The 20,061-nt window shown below is 69.6% G+C and carries 22 protein-coding genes and 1 tRNA gene; 11 read left to right on the top strand and 12 right to left on the bottom strand.

Features of this window, described 5'->3' with window-relative positions; genetic code table 11:
- Window positions 1-5: 5 nt before the first annotated feature.
- Together fabB and fabA are read right to left on the bottom strand one after the other, a co-directional pair.
- Window positions 6-1,235 (bottom strand): beta-ketoacyl-ACP synthase I, encoded by a 1,230-nt coding sequence (gene fabB, locus CEF10_RS14155; RefSeq protein ID WP_101068830.1) that lies wholly within the window; start codon window positions 1,233-1,235, stop codon window positions 6-8.
- Window positions 1,236-1,260: 25 nt separating this feature from the next.
- Window positions 1,261-1,770, bottom strand: a complete 510-nt coding sequence (fabA, locus tag CEF10_RS14160; protein ID WP_101068831.1) for a bifunctional 3-hydroxydecanoyl-ACP dehydratase/trans-2-decenoyl-ACP isomerase — start codon at window positions 1,768-1,770, stop codon at window positions 1,261-1,263.
- 180 nt (window positions 1,771-1,950) lie between these two features.
- Here fabA and irrA point away from each other — a divergent pair, with 180 nt between their 5' ends.
- On the top strand, window positions 1,951-2,367 hold the full coding sequence (gene irrA, locus CEF10_RS14165) for an iron response transcriptional regulator IrrA (RefSeq protein WP_101068850.1): 417 nt from the start codon (window positions 1,951-1,953) through the stop codon (window positions 2,365-2,367).
- A gap of 65 nt (window positions 2,368-2,432) precedes the next feature.
- Window positions 2,433-3,416: an NADPH:quinone reductase gene (locus tag CEF10_RS14170; protein WP_101068832.1), complete on the top strand. Its 984-nt coding sequence runs from the start codon at window positions 2,433-2,435 to the stop codon at window positions 3,414-3,416.
- A gap of 6 nt (window positions 3,417-3,422) precedes the next feature.
- Here CEF10_RS14170 and CEF10_RS14175 read toward each other — a convergent pair whose 3' ends face one another.
- Both CEF10_RS14175 and CEF10_RS14180 read right to left on the bottom strand, forming a co-directional pair.
- Window positions 3,423-4,028 carry a hypothetical protein gene (locus tag CEF10_RS14175; RefSeq protein ID WP_101068833.1) on the bottom strand — a complete coding sequence of 202 codons (606 nt, stop codon included), beginning with the start codon at window positions 4,026-4,028 and terminating at the stop codon, window positions 3,423-3,425.
- 120 nt (window positions 4,029-4,148) lie between these two features.
- A complete protein-coding gene (locus CEF10_RS14180) occupies window positions 4,149-4,577 on the bottom strand; it encodes an FKBP-type peptidyl-prolyl cis-trans isomerase (protein WP_101068834.1) in 429 nt (142 codons plus the stop codon).
- A 233-nt stretch (window positions 4,578-4,810) separates the two neighbouring features.
- Between CEF10_RS14180 and CEF10_RS14185 the strand changes: the two genes are divergently transcribed.
- The 8 genes from CEF10_RS14185 to CEF10_RS14220 all read left to right on the top strand — a co-directional run bounded on the left by CEF10_RS14185 (window position 4,811) and on the right by CEF10_RS14220 (window position 12,644).
- Complete coding sequence (locus CEF10_RS14185; RefSeq protein ID WP_101068835.1) at window positions 4,811-5,497, top strand: haloacid dehalogenase type II; 687 nt, start codon at window positions 4,811-4,813, stop codon at window positions 5,495-5,497.
- Window positions 5,497-6,330 carry an alpha/beta fold hydrolase gene (locus CEF10_RS14190; protein WP_101068836.1) on the top strand — a complete coding sequence of 278 codons (834 nt, stop codon included), beginning with the start codon at window positions 5,497-5,499 and terminating at the stop codon, window positions 6,328-6,330. The genes CEF10_RS14185 and CEF10_RS14190 overlap by 1 nt, the downstream gene beginning before the upstream one ends.
- Window positions 6,327-7,313, top strand: coding sequence for a threonine ammonia-lyase (locus CEF10_RS14195; protein WP_101068837.1), 987 nt, complete (start codon window positions 6,327-6,329; stop codon window positions 7,311-7,313). The genes CEF10_RS14190 and CEF10_RS14195 overlap by 4 nt, the downstream gene beginning before the upstream one ends.
- Entirely contained in the window at window positions 7,310-8,512 is a 1,203-nt protein-coding gene (locus CEF10_RS14200; RefSeq protein WP_101068838.1) for an endonuclease/exonuclease/phosphatase family protein, read from the top strand. The genes CEF10_RS14195 and CEF10_RS14200 overlap by 4 nt, the downstream gene beginning before the upstream one ends.
- A 59-nt stretch (window positions 8,513-8,571) precedes the next feature.
- Window positions 8,572-9,741, top strand: a complete 1,170-nt coding sequence (gene pobA / locus CEF10_RS14205; protein ID WP_101068839.1) for a 4-hydroxybenzoate 3-monooxygenase — start codon at window positions 8,572-8,574, stop codon at window positions 9,739-9,741.
- Window positions 9,742-9,824: 83 nt separating this feature from the next.
- Window positions 9,825-10,910, top strand: a complete 1,086-nt coding sequence (locus CEF10_RS14210) for an alcohol dehydrogenase catalytic domain-containing protein (protein ID WP_101068840.1) — start codon at window positions 9,825-9,827, stop codon at window positions 10,908-10,910.
- A gap of 90 nt (window positions 10,911-11,000) precedes the next feature.
- Window positions 11,001-12,233: a mandelate racemase/muconate lactonizing enzyme family protein gene (locus CEF10_RS14215; protein ID WP_101068841.1), complete on the top strand. Its 1,233-nt coding sequence runs from the start codon at window positions 11,001-11,003 to the stop codon at window positions 12,231-12,233.
- A gap of 69 nt (window positions 12,234-12,302) precedes the next feature.
- On the top strand, window positions 12,303-12,644 hold the full coding sequence (locus CEF10_RS14220; RefSeq protein WP_198586209.1) for an ArsR/SmtB family transcription factor: 342 nt from the start codon (window positions 12,303-12,305) through the stop codon (window positions 12,642-12,644).
- Here the strand turns inward: CEF10_RS14220 and CEF10_RS14225 are convergent, their stop codons facing one another.
- Genes CEF10_RS14225 through CEF10_RS14255 form a run of 7 tightly spaced genes read right to left on the bottom strand, consistent with a single transcriptional unit; the run spans window position 12,645 to window position 19,008 of the window.
- Window positions 12,645-13,574 (bottom strand): AEC family transporter, encoded by a 930-nt coding sequence (locus CEF10_RS14225; protein WP_101068842.1) that lies wholly within the window; start codon window positions 13,572-13,574, stop codon window positions 12,645-12,647.
- A gap of 5 nt (window positions 13,575-13,579) precedes the next feature.
- Window positions 13,580-14,377 (bottom strand): MBL fold metallo-hydrolase, encoded by a 798-nt coding sequence (locus CEF10_RS14230; RefSeq protein WP_101068852.1) that lies wholly within the window; start codon window positions 14,375-14,377, stop codon window positions 13,580-13,582.
- A complete protein-coding gene (locus CEF10_RS14235; protein WP_101068843.1) occupies window positions 14,377-15,183 on the bottom strand; it encodes a TatD family hydrolase in 807 nt (268 codons plus the stop codon). The genes CEF10_RS14230 and CEF10_RS14235 overlap by 1 nt, the downstream gene beginning before the upstream one ends.
- Before the next feature lie 25 nt (window positions 15,184-15,208).
- Complete coding sequence (locus CEF10_RS14240) at window positions 15,209-16,330, bottom strand: DNA polymerase III subunit delta' (RefSeq protein ID WP_101068844.1); 1,122 nt, start codon at window positions 16,328-16,330, stop codon at window positions 15,209-15,211.
- A complete protein-coding gene (tmk, locus tag CEF10_RS14245) occupies window positions 16,327-16,953 on the bottom strand; it encodes a dTMP kinase (RefSeq protein WP_101068845.1) in 627 nt (208 codons plus the stop codon). Before tmk ends, CEF10_RS14240 begins: the two co-directional genes overlap by 4 nt.
- Window positions 16,950-18,155 (bottom strand): D-alanyl-D-alanine carboxypeptidase family protein, encoded by a 1,206-nt coding sequence (locus CEF10_RS14250; protein WP_101068846.1) that lies wholly within the window; start codon window positions 18,153-18,155, stop codon window positions 16,950-16,952. The genes tmk and CEF10_RS14250 overlap by 4 nt, the downstream gene beginning before the upstream one ends.
- On the bottom strand, window positions 18,139-19,008 hold the full coding sequence (locus CEF10_RS14255; protein WP_101068847.1) for an SPOR domain-containing protein: 870 nt from the start codon (window positions 19,006-19,008) through the stop codon (window positions 18,139-18,141). The genes CEF10_RS14250 and CEF10_RS14255 overlap by 17 nt, the downstream gene beginning before the upstream one ends.
- 211 nt (window positions 19,009-19,219) lie before the next feature.
- Here CEF10_RS14255 and CEF10_RS14260 point away from each other — a divergent pair.
- Window positions 19,220-19,309: transfer RNA gene (locus CEF10_RS14260), tRNA-Ser, on the top strand.
- A gap of 322 nt (window positions 19,310-19,631) precedes the next feature.
- Here the strand turns inward: CEF10_RS14260 and CEF10_RS17360 are convergent.
- On the bottom strand, window positions 19,632-19,817 hold the full coding sequence (locus CEF10_RS17360) for an HGGxSTG domain-containing protein (protein ID WP_269801329.1): 186 nt from the start codon (window positions 19,815-19,817) through the stop codon (window positions 19,632-19,634).
- Between the last annotated feature and the right edge of the window lie 244 nt (window positions 19,818-20,061).

Genomic DNA, 20,061 nt, shown 5'->3' on the forward strand with positions numbered 1-20,061 from the left:
GCGTGTCATCCGTGATACTTGCTGAGCAGCATCGACCCATTCGTGCCGCCGAACCCGAAACTGTTGGTCATCACCGTGTCCAGGCCCGCGTTGTCCACGCGGGCCGTCGCGATCTCGGCCGGGTTTATGCCCTCGTCGAGTGTCTCGACGTTGATCGACGGGATGATGAAATCGTGTTCCAGCGCCAGCAGGCAATAGATCGCCTCCTGCGCGCCGGTCGCGCCCTGACTGTGACCGGTCATCGACTTGGTGGAACTGACGGGCGGCGTCGTGCCCGTCCCGAAGACGCGCCGGACGGCCTCCACCTCGCCCACGTCGCCCACTGGCGTCGAGGTTCCGTGGGCGTTGATGTACCCCACCTTGCGGTCCTCCGGCAGGGTCTGCAGCGCCAGTCGCATCGCGCGTTCTCCGCCTTCGCCCGAGGGCGCGACCATGTCATGGCCGTCGGATGTCGCGGCATAACCGGTGACCTCGGCATAGATCTTCGCGCCGCGGGCCAGGGCGTGTTCGAGGTCCTCCAGCACGACGATCCCGCCGCCGCCCGAGATCACGAACCCGTCGCGATCGGCGTCGAAGGCGCGGCTGGCGCGTTCGGGGGTGTCGTTGAAGCCGCTCGACATCGCGCCCATCGCGTCGAACAGGCAAGACAGCGTCCAGTCCAGCTCCTCGCCGCCGCCGGCGAACATCACGTCCTGCTTGCCCATCATGATCTGCTCGGCCGCGTTGCCGATGCAGTGCAGCGAGGTCGAGCAGGCCGAGGTGATCGAATAATTGATACCCTTTATCGCGAAGGCTGTGGACAGGTTGGCCGATATGGTCGACGACATGCACTTGGGCACGGCGAACGGGCCGATGCGCTTGGGGCTGCCCTTGTCCAGCACGGTCTGGTGCGCTGTCAGCATGGCGCTGGTGGACGGCCCGCCCGAGCCCGCCACGAGCCCGGTGCGCGGGTTGACGATCTCGGTCTCCTCCAGCCCCGCATCGGCAATGGCCTGGTTCATGGCGATGTAGGCATAGGCCGCCCCCGGCCCCATGAACCGCAGGGTGCGCTTGTCGACGTGTTCGGTCACGTCGATGTCCACGGCACCCGCGATCTGGCTGCGGAAACCGTGCTCGGCCATTTCCGGGTTTGCCGTGATCCCCGACCGACCGTCCCTGAGCGCGGCCAGCACCTCTTCGGCGTTGATCCCGATGCTCGAGACGATGCCCAGTCCGGTTACGACGACGCGGCGCATGGCGCCCTCCTTTCGCGTTCTTGGATCAGCTTTCGGACAGCGCGACCTTCATGTCCTTGACTTCATAGATCACGTCCCCGTCGGCCTCGACGCGGCCGTCGGCCACCCCCATGGTAAGCCGCCGCGTCTGCACGGCCTTGGTGAAATCGACGTAAAAGGTCAGCATCTTGCGGTCGGGCCGCACCATGCCGGTGAGCTTCACCTCGCCCACGCCCAGCGCGTAGCCGCGGCCCTGCCAGCCCCGCCAGCCAAGGTTGAAACCGGTCAGCTGCCACAGACCGTCGAGACCGAGGCAGCCGGGCATGATCGGATTGCCGGGAAAATGGCATTCGAAGAACCAGAGGTCGGGATGAATGTCGAATTCGGCGACGACATGCCCCTTGCCGTGCGGGCCACGGTCGCCGGAAATATCGGTAACGCGATCCACCATCAGCATCGGCGGCAGGGGCAACTGCGCGTTGCCGGGGCCGAAAAGCTCCCCGCGGGCGCATTTCAGCAGGTCCTCCTTGTCGAAACTGGTCGGATAATCGGCCATGCCGCCGGCCCCCTGTTGAAACACCCCGAAAATTCGTCGCCGGTGACCCCTACCACCGCAAATCTGTGCCGTGCAAGCCGCCGTCGCGGGCCGCGGCGGCCTGCAGCGCGATGAAATTTGTTTGAAATCATGCGCCCCGCGCTCCTATATTGAGAGTTGATCGAAAGGATGCAAGCCGAGATGACACCACAGGCGACGACAAACGGGACGCGATGGCTGAACGCGGCGGGCGTGCGGCCCACCCGGCAGCGGGTCGCGCTGGCCGCGCTTCTGATCGGCGACGGGCAGCATCGGCACGTGACGGCCGAAAGCCTGTTTTCCACCGCGCGCGACATGGGCGAAAGCGTGTCGCTGGCCACGGTCTACAACACGCTGCGCGCGTTCTGCGACGCCGGCCTCGTGCAGGAGGTCAAGGTCGACGGCGCGAAAAGCTATTTCGACACCAACACCCATGACCACCCGCATTTCTACTGGGAAGACGACAACGTGCTGACCGACGCCCCCGCCGACCAGCTCGAGATCACCAGCCTGCCGGAGGCCCCCGAGGGCGCCGAGATCGCGTCGGTCGATGTCGTCATCCGCCTGCGCCGGACCTGACGCGCCGGCAAACGGCGGCGGTGCCGCGCCGGTGAACCGCCGATCACGCCAATGAAGGGCCTGCCATGCGCGCCGTGACCTACAGCCGGTTCGGACCGGCCAGCGATGTTCTGAAAACCGCCACCGTCGAACGCCCGGCCCCGGCGCCGGGCGAAGTTCTGGTGCGGCTGAGCCACTCGGGCGTCAACCCGTCCGACGCCAAGGCCCGGGCCGGCAGCCGGCCCGGCGTGACAAGGCCGCCCTACCCGGTCATCGTGCCCCATTCCGACGGCGCTGGCGTGATCGAAACGGTGGGGCACGGCGTGGACGAGTCCCGCGTGGGCCAGCATGTCTGGATCTACAACGGCCAGTGGCGGCGGGCCATGGGCACGGCGGCGGAATACATCGCGATCGGCGCGGAGCAGGCGGTGCCGCTGCCCGACGGCATCGACCCGCGGGTCGGGGCCACCCTGGGCATCCCGGGGCTCACGGCGGCGCATTGTGTCTTTGGCGGCGGAGACGTCGCGGACAAGACCGTGCTGATCAGCGGCGGGGCCGGCGCCGTGGGCCACAACGCCGTGCAGATGGCACGCTGGGGCGGCGCGCGCGTCGTGGCGACCTGTTCGGCGCGTGACATGGAGCGCGTGCGCGCCGCCGGTGCGGCCCATGTCTTCGACTACACCGCCCCCGACCTCGCGCAGAGGATCGCCGACGCTGTGGGCGCCGTGGACAGGGCTGTCGAGGTCGAGTTCGGCGCCAATGCGGCCATGCTGGGCGAGGTGCTGGCCGAGAACGGCCACGTCGCCGCCTACGGATCGGCCCGCGACATGACACCGACGCTGCCCTTCGGCCCCTACCTGTTCAAGGCGATCACCATCGAAATAGTCCTGATCTACCTGCTGCCCATGGCCCGGCGGAAGGCCGCCATCGACCGGCTGCACGCCGCGCTGACCGGTGGCGGGCTTGATCCGGCCATCCACGCGACGTTGCCTCTGGAGGACTGCGCGAAAGCGCATGATCTGGTCATGGCGGGCGGCCGGGCCGGTGCCGTGCTGCTGGAAATCGGCTGACGGCCGTCAGCGCGTGGCGTCCGTCCCGCCGCCGCGGGCGAGATGCCGCCGCCATGCCTCCAGACCCTCGTGGAAGCCTTCCGCGTCGCCGTAATCAAGGAACTTGGGATAGCGCTCGTGCGTACCGGCCACGTGCGTGGCGTGCTTGATCGGGCACCAGAAGCCCTCGGTGCGCGAGGCTACCTCGCGCACCCAGGCGATCACCCCGTTGGCATAGCCGCAGTAGACACAGTTGAGTTTCTGCACGCCGTTGAGATACGCAAGCCGGTGCCGGTCGACGCGCAGGTAGGGCGCGTGCGGCACCCTGGGTATGCCGTAGACCGGAAAGCAGATCGCCTGGTACACCCAGACGCTCAGGTGAAGTGCCGCGATCGGCACGACGAGCGCGTAGATGACAGGCGCCGTCACCACCGTCATCGGGCGGGTCCGACGCACGAACGTCAGGAACCGGGTACGCAGTTCGCGGTGGCGCCGCCGCGCCTCTTCCTCGAATACGACGCGCCCGTTCTCCAGCCGATAGCGGAACGCTTCGCGGCGGGCGGCGAATTCCGATTCGAGCTGGGCCTCCAGCGCCCGGATGCGCGCGATGATATCGTCCGTGCGACCTGTCATGACACACCCTTTGCAAAGGCAGGTGACGGACAGTCTATCACGCCCGCGCGCCACGCGGCAGTCCCGCGCGGCGCCGGCCCAGGCAGATGGGCCGGGCGCCGCGGGGTCCTTGCGGCTCGGTCAGGAGATCTCGACGAGCTCGATCGCGAAGGTCAGGTCACGGCCGGCCAGCGGATGGTTGGCATCCAGCGTGACTTCTTCCTCGGTGACGTTCACCACCGTCACGGGCATGACCTGCCCCTGGGGCGTCTGCACCTGCAGCTGCGTGCCGAGGTCGAGTGGAATGTCATCGGGGATCTCCGCGCGCGGCACCGCCTGCTGGGCATTCGGATCGGGCTGGCCGTAGGCTTCGTCTGCGGGGACCTCGACGGTCTTCTTGTCGCCCACCGACATGCCCGGCAGGGCGTTGTCCAGGCCCGGGATGATCTGCCCCGAACCGACGGTGAACTCCAGCGGGTCCTTGCCCTCGGAGCTGTCGAAGGTCTGGCCGTCGCTCAACGTGCCGGTATAGTGAATACGTACAGTGTCGCCCGATTTTACCTGGGTCATATAGGATCCAATTCTGATGGGATGGGTTTGCAAGGCCGCGGCGTCCCGCGGGTTCTTGTGCGACAGCGTTCAGGGTATCGCTGAATCGCGGCAAAGGCAAACAGATCGCGGCGCGGTGCGGCGCCCCTGCAAGCCACCGCGCGCCCCTCCGTCGGGCCGGGCCGCACCGGGTCTTTTCGAGGCGCGGCATCCGTGCCACTGTGGCCACGCCGGACAACGCCGCGGGAGGGGCCATGCCGATCACGACCTGCATCTTCGACGCCTACGGCACGCTGTTCGACGTGTCCGCGGCCGCCCGTCAGGCCGCGGCCGAGCCGGGGCGCGAGACCTTCGCCGCCCACTGGCCCGCAATCGCGCAGAACTGGCGGCTCAAGCAGCTTCAATACACCTGGCTGCGTGCCGTCACCGGCGACCACACGGATTTCTGGGCGGTCACGCAGGACGGGCTCGACTGGGCGCTGGAGGCCGAGGGCCTGGCTGGCGACGCGGAACTGCGCGCGCGCCTGCTGCAGCTTTACCGGGAGCTCGAGGCCTACCCGGAGGTGCCCGGGATGCTGCGCGCGCTCAAGGCGGCGGGCAAGGCCACCGCGATCCTGTCGAACGGCGAACCAGAGATGCTTTCCGCAGCGGTGCAATCCGCCGGTGTCGGCACGCTGCTCGACGCGGTGCTGTCGGTGGAAAGCGTGGGCGTGTTCAAGCCAGCGCGCGCGGTCTACGACATGGTGGGCGCACAGTTCGGCTGCACCAACCAGGACGTGCTGTTCGTCTCCTCGAACGGCTGGGATGCGGCCGCCGCGGCCGGCTACGGCTTCACCACCGCCTGGGTCAACCGCGCCGGCGAGCCGGAGGAGCGCCTGCCGGCCCGGCCGCATCACCAGCTTTCCGACCTTGCCGACATCCCACGTCTCGCGAGCGCCTGATGCCCAAGTTCCGCACATCCGACGGCCTGGCCCTGCATTACGAGGACGACGGCGAGGGCCGGCCCGTCCTGTGCCTTGCCGGTCTGACGCGCAACGCGCGCGATTTCACCTTCCTGGCACCGCACATGCGCGATTGCCGGCTGATCCGGCTGGACAGCCGCGGGCGCGGCGAGTCGGACTACGACCCCGATTACATGAACTACAACGTGATCCGCGAGGGCCACGACGCGATCGAGCTGCTCGATCACCTGGAACTGGACCGCGTGACGGTGATCGGCACCTCGCGCGGCGGTCTGATCGCGATGGCGCTGGCCGCCAGCCACCCCGAACGGCTGGCCGGCGTGGTCCTCAACGACATCGGCCCCGTCGTGGGGCCGGCGGGGTTGGCACGGATCATGGATTACGTGGGCAAGGAACCGCCCTATACCGACTACGAGGATGCCGCCGACGGGCTCCTGGCCGCCTCCGGCGACGAGTTCCCCGGCGTCCCGCGCGAACGCTGGCGCGCGCAGGCCGAGAACATGTGGGTCGAGAAACCCGGTGGCGGGCTCGGGTTGCGCTATGACGCCAACCTACACCGTGCACTGCTGGAACAGTCCGCCTCGGGCGCACAGCCGGATCTTTGGATGTTCTTCGAGGCGCTGGCCGAGATCCCGGTGGGCGTGCTGCGCGGGGCGAACTCCGACATCCTCGACCCCGGAACCGTCGAAGGGATGCACCGGCGCCACCCCGGCCTGATCTCGGCCTCGGTGCCCGACCGCGGCCACGTGCCCTTCCTCGACGAGCCCGTGTCGCTCGACCTGATCGGCCGGCTCATGGAGAGGGCGGCGTGAGCGACATCGCCCGCATCCGCGCCGCCGCCGGCCGGCTGGCGGGGCACGCGCGGCGCACACCGCTTCTGTCCTCGCCTTTCCTCGACGAGATCGCCGGGCGCCACGTGCTGGTGAAGGCCGAATGTCTGCAGCACACCGGCAGCTTCAAGTACCGCGGCGCGCGCGCCGCCGTCTCGGCGATGGCGCCGGACGCGCGCGCCAAGGGCGTCATCGCCTATTCCAGCGGCAACCATGCCCAGGGCGTGGCGCAGGCGGCGCGCGATTTCGCCGTGCCGGCGGTGATCGTCATGCCCGCCGACGCGCCACGCCTGAAGATCGCCAACACCCGCGCGCTGGGCGCGGAGGTGGTGCTTTACGACCGGGCCGGCGGCGAAAGCCGCGAAGACGTCGGCGCGCGCATCGCGCGGGACCGCGGCCTGACACTGATAAAACCCTACGACGCGCCCGAGGTCATCGCCGGCCAGGGCACCTGCGGGCTGGAGATCGCGCGGCAGGCGCGCGAGGCAGGCGTGGAGGCGGCCGATGTGCTGGTCTGTTGCGGCGGCGGCGGGCTGACCGGCGGCATCGCCCTGGCGCTGGAGGCCGAGGCGCCGGGGCTGCGCCCCCGCCCCTGCGAGCCGGCGGGATTCGATGACACCGCGCGGTCGCTGGCGGCGGGGCGCATCGAGCGCAACGCGACGGAATCGGGCAGCATCTGCGACGCGATCCTGACACCCTTGCCGGGCGAGCTTACCTTCCCGATCCTGCGCCGGCTGTGCGGCCCCGGCCTCGTGGTCACCGAGGACGAATGCCTGCATGCCATGGCGCTGGCCTTTCACCGGCTGAAGGTCGTGGCCGAACCCGGCGGCGCGGTCGCGCTGGCCGCCGCACTGTTCCGCCCCAAGGAGATCGCGGGCGACGCGGTGATCGTCACGATCTCGGGCGGCAACGTGGACGCGCAGGTCTTCGAGATCGCGCTGCGGCAGCACGGGCACACGCCATGACGGATTTCACCATCGCGTCCTTCAACGTGAAGAACCTGATCGGGCCCGGGCGGGAATACTACCGCTTCCAGTCCTACACGCCCGAGGAATACGCTTGGAAGGAGGACTGGCTGGCCGACCAGCTGCTGAGCATGAACGCCGACGTGGTGGGGTTCCAGGAGATCTTCGAGGAGGACGCGCTGCGCGCGGTGATCGACGAGACGAACACCCGCGCCACCGCCCTCAACGCCGCGACTGTGCCTGACCGCGCGAAGCGCTATCACCGCAAGGTGATATTCCGCAAACTGGAGGTCGAGCCGTACCACGACGCCGCGCTGGCCTTTGCCTCCAACGCCGCCGACACCGGCACGCCGGGCCAGCGGCGCCCCGGGCTGGCGGTGCTGTCGCGGCTGGGCGTCGCCGGCCCGCCCGAGATCTTGCAGGACCTGGAGGAACCGCTGGAGATCCCCTTCAAGCCGTTGCGCGGGCTGGAGGGCGACGCGGACGCCGGCGTGTTTCGCCTGCGGCGGCTGTCGCGGCCGATCCTGAAGGTGCGGATTCCGGTCGGCGGGCGGAGCGTGACGGTGTTCAACTGCCACCTGAAATCCAAGCTGGGCGAATACATCACGCCCGAAGGCGCCGGTTTCGCCCCCGAAGAGGATCTGACGCACTACGACCCGCTCGGCCGCGCGATGGGCGAGCTGCGCGCGGCGGTGCGGCGCATGGCAGAGGCCTGGGTGCTGCGCCGCGAGATCGTGGCCGAGATCGAGGCGGGCCACCCCGTGATCGCGCTGGGCGATTTCAACGACGGCGAAACCTCGGTCAGTTCCGAGATCGTGGCCGGAGAGCGCCCTTTCCGCAACTACGCCTGGATGCTGCGACACGACGCGACCGGCCCCGGCGACCGCTACACCGCCGAGGAAAACAAGCGCATCACCGGCGCCGTCGAGCGCGTCCGCCTGCACGCGGCCGAAAAGCTTTTCGTGCGCAAGTCGCTGCGCGACACCGTCTACACGGCGGCCTTCGGCGGCGTCCTGAATTCCATCGACCAGATCTTTCTCAGCCGCGACTTCCATCCCGACAACGCGAAGCGGATCGGCGAGATGACCTATTTCAGCACCTTCAACGACCACCTGACCGACGGCAGCCACCCGGAGGCGCCCTACAACAAACTTGCGTCAGATCATGGACAGATCATGGCGCATATGACCCTTTTCTAGGCCAACGGCCTGCGCCATGCCCCGGCGGCGGGCGCGAAACCCCACGGAGGAGGAGAGACATGCGGACCCAAGTTGCCATCATCGGCGGCGGCCCGGCGGGGCTTCTGCTGGCGCAGTTGCTGCACAATCAGGGCATCGAGACCTGCGTCCTGGAACGCACGACGCGCGAGGAGGTGCTCGGGCGCGTGCGCGCGGGCGTGCTGGAAACCGGGTTCACGGAGCTTCTGGCGCAAGCCGGCGCCGATGCGGGGCTGAAGGCGGGCGCGGGCCGGCACGCGGGTCTGACCATCGCCGACGGCGAGAACACGTTCCGCGTCGACCTCGAGGCGCTGACGGGCAAGACGGTGGCCATCTACGGCCAGAGCGACATCACCCGCGACCTCTACGCGGTGCGCGACGCCGCCGGGGCGCCCACCCTGCACGAATGCGCGGGCGTCAAGCTGCACGACCTCGACGGCGACACGCCCTTCGTGACCTTCCTGCACGGCGGCAAGATGAACCGGCTCGATTTCGACTTCGTCATCGGCTGCGACGGGTTCCGCGGACCGACGCGCCAGGAAATCCCCGAGGACGCCCGCGTGGAGCACGAGAAGATCTATCCCTTCGGCTGGCTGGGCATCCTGACCGAGACGCCGCCGGTGACCGACGAGTTCATGTATTGCCGCTCCGACCGTGGCTTCGCGCTGTGCGCGATGCAGCACGACGGGCTGAGCCGCTATTACCTGCAATGCCGGCTGAGCGATGGCGTGGACGACTGGACCGACGAGATGTTCTGGGCGGAACTGAGCCGCCGCATCCCGTCGGATGTCGCCGGGCGGCTCGAGATCGGCCCGTCGCTGTCGAAATACATCGCGCCGCTGCGGTCGCAGGTGTGCAGCCCGATGCGCTACGGCAAGCTGTTCCTGTGCGGGGACGCGGCGCACATCGTTCCGCCCACCGGGGCCAAGGGCCTGAACACCGCGGCCAGCGACATCCACTACCTGCACGAGGCGCTTTCGGCCTGGTACGGCAAGGGCGACGCCGACGCGCTGGAGGCCTATTCGGACCGCGCCCTGGCGCGCATCTGGAAGACCCAGCGTTTCAGCTGGTGGATGACGCAGCTTCTGCACCGCTTCCCCGAGCAGTCGGGCTTCGACCGTCACCTCCAGGATTCCGAGATGGACTATCTCAGGGACAGCACGGCCGCGCAGACGACGCTTGCGGAAAACTACGTGGGCCTGCCCTACTGACCCGGCGCACGCCGGCGAATTTGCCGGTTGCACCGTACCGCCCGGACGGGCCAGTCTGCACCGAAGAGCAGTTGGGGGACAGGATGCAAACCATACGGGCCGCCGTGTGCCGCGAGTTCGGCGCACCGCTTTCCATCGAGGAGGTCAGCCTGCGCGCGCCGGAGACCGGCGAGGTCGAGGTCACGCTCGACGCCGTGGCGATCTGCCACTCGGACATCTCCTATGCCGAGGGGGCGTGGGGTGGCACGCTGCCGGCGGTCTACGGCCACGAGGCCGCGGGCCGCATATCGGCGGTGGGCGACGGTGTCACCGGCCTGGCGCCGGGCGACACGGTTGTCGTGACGCTGATCCGCGCCTGCGGGCAGTGCCCCAGCTGCGCCGGCGGCCGCCCCACCGGCTGCGAAACCCCGGTCGACAACGACGCCGGTCCGCTGGCGGCCACCGACGGCGGGCCGATGCACCACGGCATGGCCTGCGGGGCGTTTGCCGAGAAGGTCGTCGTGGACCAGAGCCAGGTGGTCCCGATCCCCGCGGAGATGCCCAGGGACAGCGCATGCCTGCTGGCCTGCGGCGTCATCACCGGTGTGGGGGCGGTGGTCAACGCGGCCGGGCTGCGCGCGGGTCAGGACGTGGTGGTGATCGGCGCGGGCGGCGTGGGCCTCAACGCGATCCAGGGCGCGCGGATCGCGGGGGCCCGCCGCATCGTCGCGGTGGACATGACCGATGACAAGCTGGACGACGCGCGTGATTTCGGCGCCACCGACGGCGTTCTGGCGACGCAGGACAAGCCCTGGAAGGACGCGAAGGCCGCGATGGGCCGTGGCGCCGACGCGGTGATCGTGACCGTGGGCGCCCTGCCCGCCTACGACCAGGCGCCGCGCTACCTGGCCGGCGGCGGGCGCGTGGTGATCGTGGGCATGCCGCACTCGGGCGAGCGGGCGGACTACGAACCGGTGATCCTGGCCGCCACGGGCCAGGGCTTCGTGGGCTCCAAGATGGGCGACGTCGTGATCCGCCGCGACATCCCGTGGATGGTGGACCTCTACCGGCAGGGGCGGCTGGAGCTCGACGCGCTTGTCTCGGGGCGCTGGCGGCTGGACGAGATCAACGCCGCGATCGCCGATACCAATACCGGAACGGCACGGCGCAACGTGATCGTCTTCGACTAGGGGCGGCCCGCTCGACCGGGGGGCCGGCCCCCCGGACCCCCCGGAGTATTTGACGGCAAGATGAAGGCGGGGACGCCAGAGGAGGCAGGGATGCGTTTGCAGGACCTCGAGATCATCGTGACGGCCCCGCCCGCGCCGGGCTGGGGCGGGCGTTACTGGATCCTGGTGAAGCTGACGACCGATGACGGCATCACCGGCTGGGGCGAATGCTACGCGGCCTCCGTGGGCCCGGCTGCCATGGACGCGGTGATCCGCGACGTCTTCGCGCGGCACATGGCCGGCGAGAGCCCGGAGAACGTCGAGCTGATGTTCCGCCGCGCCTACTCTGCCGGGTTCACCCAGCGGCCGGACCTGACGGTGATCGGCGCCTTCTCGGGGCTGGAGATCGCCTGCTGGGATATCCTCGGCAAGGCGCGCGACCGCCCGGTCTGGGCGCTGCTGGGCGGGCGCACGAACGCGCGCGTGCGCGCCTACAGCTACCTCTACCCGCTGGCACGGCACCGCATGGCCGATTTCTGGACCTCGCCCGCGATGGCCGCCGAGTCGGCCGCCGATTGCGTCGCGCGCGGCTACACGGCGGTGAAGTTCGACCCGGCGGGCCCCTACACGATCCGCGGCGGGCACATGCCGGCGATGTCGGACATCTCGCAGTCGGTGGCATTCTGCCGGGCGGTGCGCGAGGCGGTGGGCGACCGCGCCGACCTGCTGTTCGGCACGCACGGCCAGTTCACCACCGCCGGCGCGATCCGGCTGGGCCGGGCGATCGCGCCCTATGACCCGCTGTGGTTCGAGGAACCGGTGCCACCCGACACCACCGGCCAGATGGCACGCGTCGCGCAGGCCTGCCCGATCCCGGTGGCCACGGGCGAGCGCCTGAGCACCAAGGCCGAGTTCGCGCCCGTCCTGCGAGAGGGCGCGGCGGCGATCCTTCAGCCCGCGCTGGGCCGCGCGGGCGGGCTGTGGGAGACACGCAAGATCGCCGCGATGGCCGAGGTCTACAACGCCCAGGTCGCTCCGCACCTCTATGCCGGGCCGGTGGAATGGGCCGCCAACATCCACCTTTCCGTGGCCATCCCCAACCTGCTTATGGCCGAGACGATCGAGACCCCCTTCCACCGCGACCTGATCGGCGGAGCGATCGCGGTCGAGGACGGTTTCGTGCCCGCGCCCGAGACGCCGGGCCTGGGCATCGAGGTGGACGAGGCGCTGGCGCGCGCCCACCCCTATACCGGCGACGGCCTGCACCTGGAGATGCAGGAAGCGCCCTGCGACTACGTTCACGGCAACGCCTTCCAGGGCGGCGCACCGCCGGAAGAGAAGTGATCTCGCGCGGCGTCGACAGACGTGTTATCAAGTCGAACGACCAACGACCAGGACCTTGCGAACGTGGCAATGGAAGACCCCTCCGTCTCGCCCGAGGAGATGGCCGACAGCGCACAGAGCGCGGCAGCCTACCTGAAGACACTGGCCCACGAGGGTCGCCTGATGATCCTGTGCCACCTCGGCTCGGGCGAGAAGTCCGTGGGCGAACTGGAACAGCTTCTGCAGATCCGGCAGGCGGCGGTCAGCCAGATGCTGGCGCGGCTGCGCGACGAGGGGCTGGTCAGCACCCGGCGCGAGGGCAAGACGATCTACTACAGCCTCGCGGACGAAAACACGCAGGAAGTCATCGGCATGCTCTACCGCCTGTTCTGCGGCCCCGGGAAGACCGGCGCGGGGCCGGGCGACAGCTAGCTAGGGCAGGCTGCCCAGCCAGAGCCAGACCGTCAGGATCGACGCGGCGGTGCCGATCAGCACCGCCGAGGCCGCGACCCGGCGCGCACGGCCGTACATGTTGGCGAAGACGTAGGTGTTCACGCCCGGGGCCATTGCCGCCGTCAGCACCGCCGAGCGGAGCTCGGGCACCGGCAGCGCCAGCCCCGCCGACAGCCCCCGCGTGATCAACGGGTGCGCGGCCAGCCCGACCGCGCAGACGTAGAGCACAAGCCGCAGGTCGCCCTCGGGGCGGTAGCGCACCAGCACCCCGCCCAGACCGAACAGCGCGGCAGGCAGGGCCGCGCGCACCATCAGGTCCAGCCCGTCCTGCAACGGCCCCGGCAGCGCCAGCCCGGTCAGGTTGACGAGAAAACCTGCCGCGATGCCCAGTATAAGCGCGTTGGAGAACATCGCCTTGAGCACCTTGCCCGCCAGCGCCGGCGCCGTGTGCCCGCGCGCGCGGACCACCTCCATCACGGTGATGCCGATGCCGTAGCAGAACGGCGAATGCAGCGCGATGATCGCGTAGTTCGCGGTCAGCGCGTCCGGCCCGTAGGCGCGTTCGGTGATCGGCAGACCCAGCAGCAGGGAGTTCGAGAACAGGCAGCAGAAGCCGACGGCGACGGCGTCCTCCCAGTCGCGGCCGAAGATGAGCCGCGCGCCGAACAGCCCCAGAAGGAAGCCGCCCAGCGCGCCGGCGTAGAACGACGTCAGCAGCCGCCAGTGGAACGTCTGGCCCAGATCGAGGCAGGCGATGGCCACGAACAGCAGGCAGGGGATGGCGAAGTGCTGGGTAAAGCGCATCAGCCCGTCAACGCCCGACTCCGGGAACCAGCCGCGCCAGACCGCGAGGTAGCCGAAGCCGATCACCACGAAAACCGGCAGGATGACCTCGAGCAGCGCCTGCACCGCGCTCAGACCGTGTAGGTGAGGGTCATGCCGTCGTAGGCAGGCGTGACGTGCTCGGGCGTCTCCGCGTCCACCGTGCGGTAATCCATGTCGATGTGCATGTTGGTCAGCACCGCCCGGCGCGGCCTTGCCCGCGCGATCCACTCCAGCGATTTGTCCAGATGCGCGTGCGTGGGATGGGGCGTGCGGCGCAGCGCATCGAGGATCCAGCAATCCAGCCCCTCAAGCATGGGCCAGGACGCGTCGGGAATGCTTTCCACGTCCGGCAGGTAGGCCAGGTCGCCGATGCGGAACCCCAGCGCGTCGATGGCGCCGTGGTGCACCCCGAAGGGGCGCAGCGTGACGGGTCCGCCCGCCCCGTCGATCATCACGTCACCATCGATCGTGTACATGTCGAGGATCGGCGGATACGGGGACCCTTCGGGCTGCATGAAGGCGTAGCCGAACCGAGAATAAAGCGTGTTCTGCGTGGCGCCGTCGGCCCAGACCGGCAACCTTTGCTTCATGTTGAAGACGATCATGCGCAGATCGTCCAGGCCGTGCACGTGATCGGCGTGGTCGTGGGTGTAGACGACCGCGTCGAGCTGGCCCACCCCGGCGTCCAGCAGCTGGGCGCGCAGATCGGGCGAGGTATCCACCAGAACACGGGTCACCCCGCCCTCGCCCGTCTGTTCGATCAGCAACGAGCACCGGCGACGCTGGTTGCGCGGCTCCGCGGGGTCGCAATCACCCCAATGGTCGCCCAGCCGCGGCACCCCGCCCGAGGACCCGCAGCCCAGAATGGTGAACCGCCGTTCGCCCATCAGGCGGCCGCCTGCCACGCGGCGGCCTTGGAAAACAGCCGGTCGAAATTGGCCTGCGTCCGGGCGGCGAAATCGGGCCAGTCCATGCCCATGGTCTCGGCGCCGACCTTGGCGGTGTGCACGGTGTAGGCGGGCTCGTTGCGCTTGCCGCGATAGGGCGGCGGCGCAAGATAAGGGGCGTCGGTTTCCACCAGGATGCGATCGCGCGGGGCGGCGGCGAAGATGTCGCGCAGCTCGCGGCTTTTCGGGAATGCCGCGATGCCCGACATCGACAGGTAGAAGCCAAGGTCGAGCGCGGCACGCGCCAGCCCCGCGCCGGACGAGAAACAGTGCATCACGCACGAATAAGCGCCGTTGCGGTATTCCTCTGTCAGGATCCGGGCCATGTCGTCGTCCGCGTCGCGGGCATGGATGATCAGCGGCAGCCCGGTCCGGCGCGCGGCCTCGATGTGCACGCGCAGGCTTTGTTGCTGCACATCCGCGCTTTCGCCGGTGTAGTGGTAGTCCAGCCCCGACTCGCCGATGCCCACGAACTTGGGGTGCCGCGCCATCGCCTCGAGCGCGTCGGCGCTGGCCATCGGTTCGTCGGCCGCGCTCATCGGGTGGGTGCCGGCGGCATAGAACACCGGGTCGTGCGCCTCGGCGATGGCGCGCACGCGGGGTTCAAGCCGCAGCTTGGTGCAGATGGTGACCATGCGGGTGACCCCGGCCGCGACCGCGCGGCCGATCACCTCGGCGCGTTCCTCGTCGAAATCGGGGAAATCAAGGTGGCAATGGCTGTCGGTGATCTCGATACGCTCGGTCATGTCGTCCCTGCCCGCGCGCCCGGTCTCAGGCGGCCTGCTGAATCCTGAACACGGTATCTAGGACCAGCGAGGCAGGGTCAAGGTTCACCGCCCGGCCGTGGCGGACACGCGCGCCGACCTCCTGCGCGCAGGCCGCCCAGGCGCGCCCGGCCGCCGGCGTCGGCGCCAGCCGCGCAAGCACCTCGGCCTCGCCCGGTGCAGCCTCGACCGCCGGCGGCGTGCCCGTGGCGCCGGTGCGCGCCAGCCGCGCCATCAGCACGTCGGCCAGCCCGAACAGCATGTCGAGCCGCGCCTCCGCCCCACGGGCGGCGGCGGCATCGGCCAGCTTCGCCGCGCGCGCCCGGTCGAGCCGCGGCAGCGATCCGGCGATCGCCAGAAGTTCGGCATAAAGGCCCATGCCGCCCAGCACGCTCAGGCGCACCGCCTCGCCCACCGATCCGGCGGCCAGTTCGGCCAGCGCCCGCGTGTCGCCCTCGTGCGCAATGCCGGCCTGCGCCAGCGCGGCGGCAAGGTCGGCCGCGCCCAGCGGGGCCAGCCGCAGCGCCCGACAGCGCGACCGGATCGTCGGCAACAGCGCCGAGGGCTGGTGACTGACCAGAAGGAAGGTCACTCGGTCGGGCGGCTCCTCGAGCATCTTCAGCAGCGCGTTCGCGGCCTGTGCGTTCATCTCGTCGGCGCAATCCACGATGACCACGCGCCGCCCGCCTTCGGTCGCGCTGAGGTGCAGGAAGCCGGCCAGCCTGCGCACCTGGTCCACGCGGATGTCGTGGGACAGCCGGTCACCCTTTTCGTTGGGCCCGCGGCGCAACACGAACAGTCCCGGCTCCGACAGGGCCGCCACGCGGCGCGCCACCGGGTGCTCGGGATCCAGCCCCAGGCGATCGGGCGCCGGCGGGGCCTCGCCGAACAGCCCCGGCTCGCCCCCGCCTTCGGGCGCGGCGAGGATGAACCGCGCGATCGACCACGCCAGCGTCGCCTTGCCCACGCCGCGCGGGCCGGTGACGAGCCATGCGTGATGCATCCGCCCGGCCGCCCATGCATCCAGCACGTCGCGTTCCGCCGCCGCATGGCCGATGACGCCCGGCACCTCGCGCGGGTGCGGCGCGCCGTCGATCCTGTCGGGTTCGGGCAGGTCGTTCTCGCTCATGGCAGGCGCGCCTCGACGAGCCGGAGCACCTCGGCGGCAACGGTGTCCTCCGCCCGGTTGCCATCCACGGTCGAGATACGCTCGGGGAATTCCCGCGCCAGCGCGAGGAACCCCTCGCGCATGCGCGCCTGCATGTCGCTGCCAAAGGATTCGAAGCGCGCCTCGCCGGTGCCGCGTGACAGCGCCCGGTCCAGCCCGGTGGCCGGATCCATGTCGATCAGCAGCGTCAGGTCGGGCTCGCGGCCGATGGTCAGGGTATGCAACCGGTCGACCAGCCCGCGCAGCGCAGCGCGGCCCAACCCCTGGTACATGCGCGTGCTGTCGGCGAAACGGTCGCAGATCACCACGCGGCCGGCATCGAGCGCGGGGGCGATCACCCGTTCGAGGTGGTCCCGCCGCGCCGCGGTGAACAGCAGGATCTCGGTTTCCGCCGACCACCTGTCCTCCGGCCCGTCCAGCAGAAGCCGGCGGATCTCCTCGGCGCCGGGGCTGCCGCCGGGTTCGCGCGTGAGCACCGTTTCGCGCCCCTGCGCGCGCAGGGCCGCGTCCAGACGCCGCGCCTGCGTCGACTTCCCGGAGCCGTCGATGCCTTCGAAGCTGATGAACAGGCCCGGGGCACTCAAAGCGCGCCCTCGGGCCCCCGCCGCAGGCGCGTAAGCAAGAGCCCGGACACCGTCCGGATGCGCGACATGAAGCCGCCGCGTGCGACGTCGTCGGTGGCCACCAGCGGCACGCGCACCTCGGGCAGTTCGCCTGGGGCGAAGACCAGCTCGGCCAGCCTGTCGCCTTTTTCGACCGGTGCACGGACCGGCCCGGTGTACACGACCTCGCCCTCCACCGTCTCGTCGGAGAGCACCGGCAACAGGGCGACCACGTCCTCGGCCGGGGCCAGTCCCACCTCGGGCACGCTGCCCATCCAGACATCGGCGCGGGCGATCTCCTCGTCCTTGCGCACGACGGGGCGTTCGACGAACTGGCGGAACGCCCAGTTGATGATCGCCTCGGAGTCCTCGGCACGCGCGCGGACCGAGGGCAGCCCGGACACCACGAAGACGATCCGGCGATCGCCCTGCTTGGCCGAGCCGACGAGCCCGTAGCCCGCCTCGCTGGTGTGGCCCGTCTTGAGCCCGTCGGCGCCGATGCCGAGCCCCAGCAGCGGGTTGCGGTTGCGCGTGTTGTCGGGCGCGCGGCCGTCGAACTCGAACTCCTGCTCGGCGAACATCGGGTAGAACTCGGGGAAGTCCTCGATGATCCGCCGCGCCAGCAGCGCGAGATCGCGCATCGTCATCCGGTGACCGGGTTCGGGCCAGCCGTTCGAGTTGGTGAAGGTGGAGTTGGTCAGCCCCATCTTCTGCGCACGCCGCGTCATGAACCGCGCGAACCCCGCTTCGGTGCCATCGGGGCTCAACGCCTCGGCGATCACCGCGCAGGCGTCGTTGCCCGACAGAACGATGATCCCGCGCAGCAGCTGCTCGACCGTCGGGCGGTCCGTGGTGTCGAGGAACATGGTGGATCCGCCATAGCTCATGGCGTGGCGCGACACCGGCAGGCGCTCGTTCATCGACAGCCTTCCGTCACGGATCGCCTCGAAGGCGACGTAGAGCGTCATCAGCTTCGACATCGAGGCCGGCGGCAGCCGCTTGTCGGCCTGCTTGCTCAGCATCACGGTCCCGGTGTTCATGTCCAGCACGAAGGCCGCGCTCGCGCGCGTGTCGAACGCCTGAACCGGCAGCGCGACACACAGCGCGGCCAGCGCCAGCACGAGCGGCGCCGCGGCGCGCGCGAGGCGTTGAAGCAATCCCGTCGGCTCAGCTGTCGACCGCATAGGCATCCTCGAAACCGATCTCCCTGATCTTGCGCAGCAGCGCGCGGCGTTCCGACTTGCTTGTCGCCGGGCCGACGACCACGCGCCAGAAGGTCTTGCCGCGCAGACTCTGCTTTTTCACCGTGGGCACCATGCCCGCCTGGCGCATCGAGGTGGCGGTGTTACGCGCGTTTTCCTCGATGCTGAAGATGCCGATCTGGATGTAGGGCCTGTCCAGCGATGCGCGCGGCCTGGGCTCGGGGTCCGCCTCGGCCGCGTCGTCCGGCGTGTCCTCCGCCGCCTCGATCGCCGCGGAGGCCCCGGCCACCGGGTCGAGCGTTTCGGTCTCCACCGGCGCGGCCGCCGCACTTTCACCCTCGGTCGGCGCCTCCTCCGCTGCCTCGTCCCCGGGCACCTCCTCGCGCCGCAGGGCGGTGACGTTCAACTCGGCCGGCGCACCGGCCAGCATGTCCAGCGCGGCCGCGGCATCCGAGGAGACCTGCAGCACCGGCCCCGGGCTGACCCGCTCGCGCCGGAACAGCGCGCCGATGACGAACTTGCCGTTGTCGAGGTTGCGGATGATCGCGCGCTCGGGATCGGTCACGTCAGGGTGGGCCACCCAGACGCCGCCCAGGGACGGCCGGCCGTCCCACAGCCCCTTGTCGGTGACCTGGAAGACCTCGGGCGCCTCGACGTCGCGCTCCACGAGTTTGACGGCGCGCGCCTCCGCGCCCGCCTCGTCCTTTTCCGCCTGCGGCTTGGACTGGAACAACGGGAATTGGCCGTTCTCCATGCAGCCCGCCAGCACCGTCACGCTGCCCAGCACCGCCGCGGCGCGCAGGTTGCGGCCCGTCTTCCCCCGAAAGAAACGCATTGTATCGCTTGCCCCTTGCCCGTCTGCTGCACCGGTTGCCCCCGGCTTGTGTTCTCGTCGCACATCCCGGCGCGACAGCCGCAGTCTAGCCCGATGCGGCACGCAAGAAAAGGCCGCCGGTGGCCCTGCGCGGATTTCCCCGACCGGGACGCCGCACCCGGGCGCCGCCCCTTCCAGAATCGCGAACGACCCGCTAGAGCGGTCGCACCGCGGAGGAGTGGCAGAGCGGTCGAATGCACCGGTCTTGAAAACCGGCGTACGTGAAAGCGTACCGTGGGTTCGAATCCCACCTCCTCCGCCACCATATCCCTAAAAATTCCTGATTTTAAAAAGAAAATTTGAACGTCGTCACCATACATCCCCCACACTATCCCCCACCGTGACGGCGCTTGCGTCGGAACGGGCCGGAATTTGTCGGCGGTCACGGCCTGTCTGGCGCGCCCTCGGTTGCGCCCCGTAAGCCTCTGCATCCGCCTACGGGCGCCCCAGCATCCCGGCGTGCACGCTGCCCGTCTCGCGCCTCGCGTGGTGATGTGGGATAAATCGGTTACCGGCCTTTGTTGGAAGTTCTGGCCTAGAACGCCGCACCGCCGTTGATAGGCGAAAGCTCCAGCGGCGCCGCCCTATCCGTCGCCGCGCTCGGCGCGCCAACGTGCCCACCGCCTGCGCTGGGCCTCGGCAACGCGGGCCTTGCCTTCGGGCGTCCGCGGTCCGGTGCTCTTGCCGCCGTGAAAGCGGCACCGTCGCTTGCCCGGCTCGGACATCGCGCGGCAGGGCGTTCCCTTCCGGGTTCGAGCCCAGCAAGGCACGCGGCGACGGGCGTGCGCGCATCCGGGGGCGCGCTGTAAGAGCCCAACCCGCGCGCGCTCAGTGTGCAGAAATTCGCCACGCGGCGCGGCGCGAGGCCATGAGCAACTCGCTTAGCCCGGCTTATTCACCGAAATCGGGCTGATGAGGTTGCGTGCGCCCGAAAGTGCCGTAGAATCAGGGTGTTGAAAAAATCCGCCGACAGCCACGGACGCACGCATGGGTGAAACGCTACGGCCGGTCGCG

The organism is Roseovarius salinarum, from assembly GCF_002834145.1.
GTDB classification, from domain to species: domain Bacteria; phylum Pseudomonadota; class Alphaproteobacteria; order Rhodobacterales; family Rhodobacteraceae; genus Roseovarius; species Roseovarius salinarum.

Excerpts from the sequence above, each read along its gene's own strand:
- CEF10_RS14215 (WP_101068841.1), top strand. The coding sequence starts at position 11,001 with ATGCGTTTGCAGGACCTCGAGATCATCGTGACGGCCCCGCCCGCGCCG.
- CEF10_RS14175 (WP_101068833.1), bottom strand. The coding sequence starts at position 4,028 with ATGACAGGTCGCACGGACGATATCATCGCGCGCATCCGGGCGCTGGAG.
- CEF10_RS14210 (WP_101068840.1), top strand. The coding sequence starts at position 9,825 with ATGCAAACCATACGGGCCGCCGTGTGCCGCGAGTTCGGCGCACCGCTT.
- CEF10_RS14240 (WP_101068844.1), bottom strand. The coding sequence starts at position 16,330 with ATGAGCGAGAACGACCTGCCCGAACCCGACAGGATCGACGGCGCGCCG.
- CEF10_RS14230 (WP_101068852.1), bottom strand. The coding sequence starts at position 14,377 with ATGGGCGAACGGCGGTTCACCATTCTGGGCTGCGGGTCCTCGGGCGGG.
- CEF10_RS14200 (WP_101068838.1), top strand. The coding sequence starts at position 7,310 with ATGACGGATTTCACCATCGCGTCCTTCAACGTGAAGAACCTGATCGGG.
- CEF10_RS14255 (WP_101068847.1), bottom strand. The coding sequence starts at position 19,008 with ATGCGTTTCTTTCGGGGGAAGACGGGCCGCAACCTGCGCGCCGCGGCG.
- CEF10_RS14180 (WP_101068834.1), bottom strand. The coding sequence starts at position 4,577 with ATGACCCAGGTAAAATCGGGCGACACTGTACGTATTCACTATACCGGC.
- CEF10_RS14250 (WP_101068846.1), bottom strand. The coding sequence starts at position 18,155 with ATGCGGTCGACAGCTGAGCCGACGGGATTGCTTCAACGCCTCGCGCGC.
- irrA (WP_101068850.1), top strand. The coding sequence starts at position 1,951 with ATGACACCACAGGCGACGACAAACGGGACGCGATGGCTGAACGCGGCG.
- pobA (WP_101068839.1), top strand. The coding sequence starts at position 8,572 with ATGCGGACCCAAGTTGCCATCATCGGCGGCGGCCCGGCGGGGCTTCTG.
- CEF10_RS14185 (WP_101068835.1), top strand. The coding sequence starts at position 4,811 with ATGCCGATCACGACCTGCATCTTCGACGCCTACGGCACGCTGTTCGAC.
- fabB (WP_101068830.1), bottom strand. The coding sequence starts at position 1,235 with ATGCGCCGCGTCGTCGTAACCGGACTGGGCATCGTCTCGAGCATCGGG.
- CEF10_RS14220 (WP_198586209.1), top strand. The coding sequence starts at position 12,303 with ATGGAAGACCCCTCCGTCTCGCCCGAGGAGATGGCCGACAGCGCACAG.
- fabA (WP_101068831.1), bottom strand. The coding sequence starts at position 1,770 with ATGGCCGATTATCCGACCAGTTTCGACAAGGAGGACCTGCTGAAATGC.
- CEF10_RS14170 (WP_101068832.1), top strand. The coding sequence starts at position 2,433 with ATGCGCGCCGTGACCTACAGCCGGTTCGGACCGGCCAGCGATGTTCTG.
- CEF10_RS14235 (WP_101068843.1), bottom strand. The coding sequence starts at position 15,183 with ATGACCGAGCGTATCGAGATCACCGACAGCCATTGCCACCTTGATTTC.
- CEF10_RS14190 (WP_101068836.1), top strand. The coding sequence starts at position 5,497 with ATGCCCAAGTTCCGCACATCCGACGGCCTGGCCCTGCATTACGAGGAC.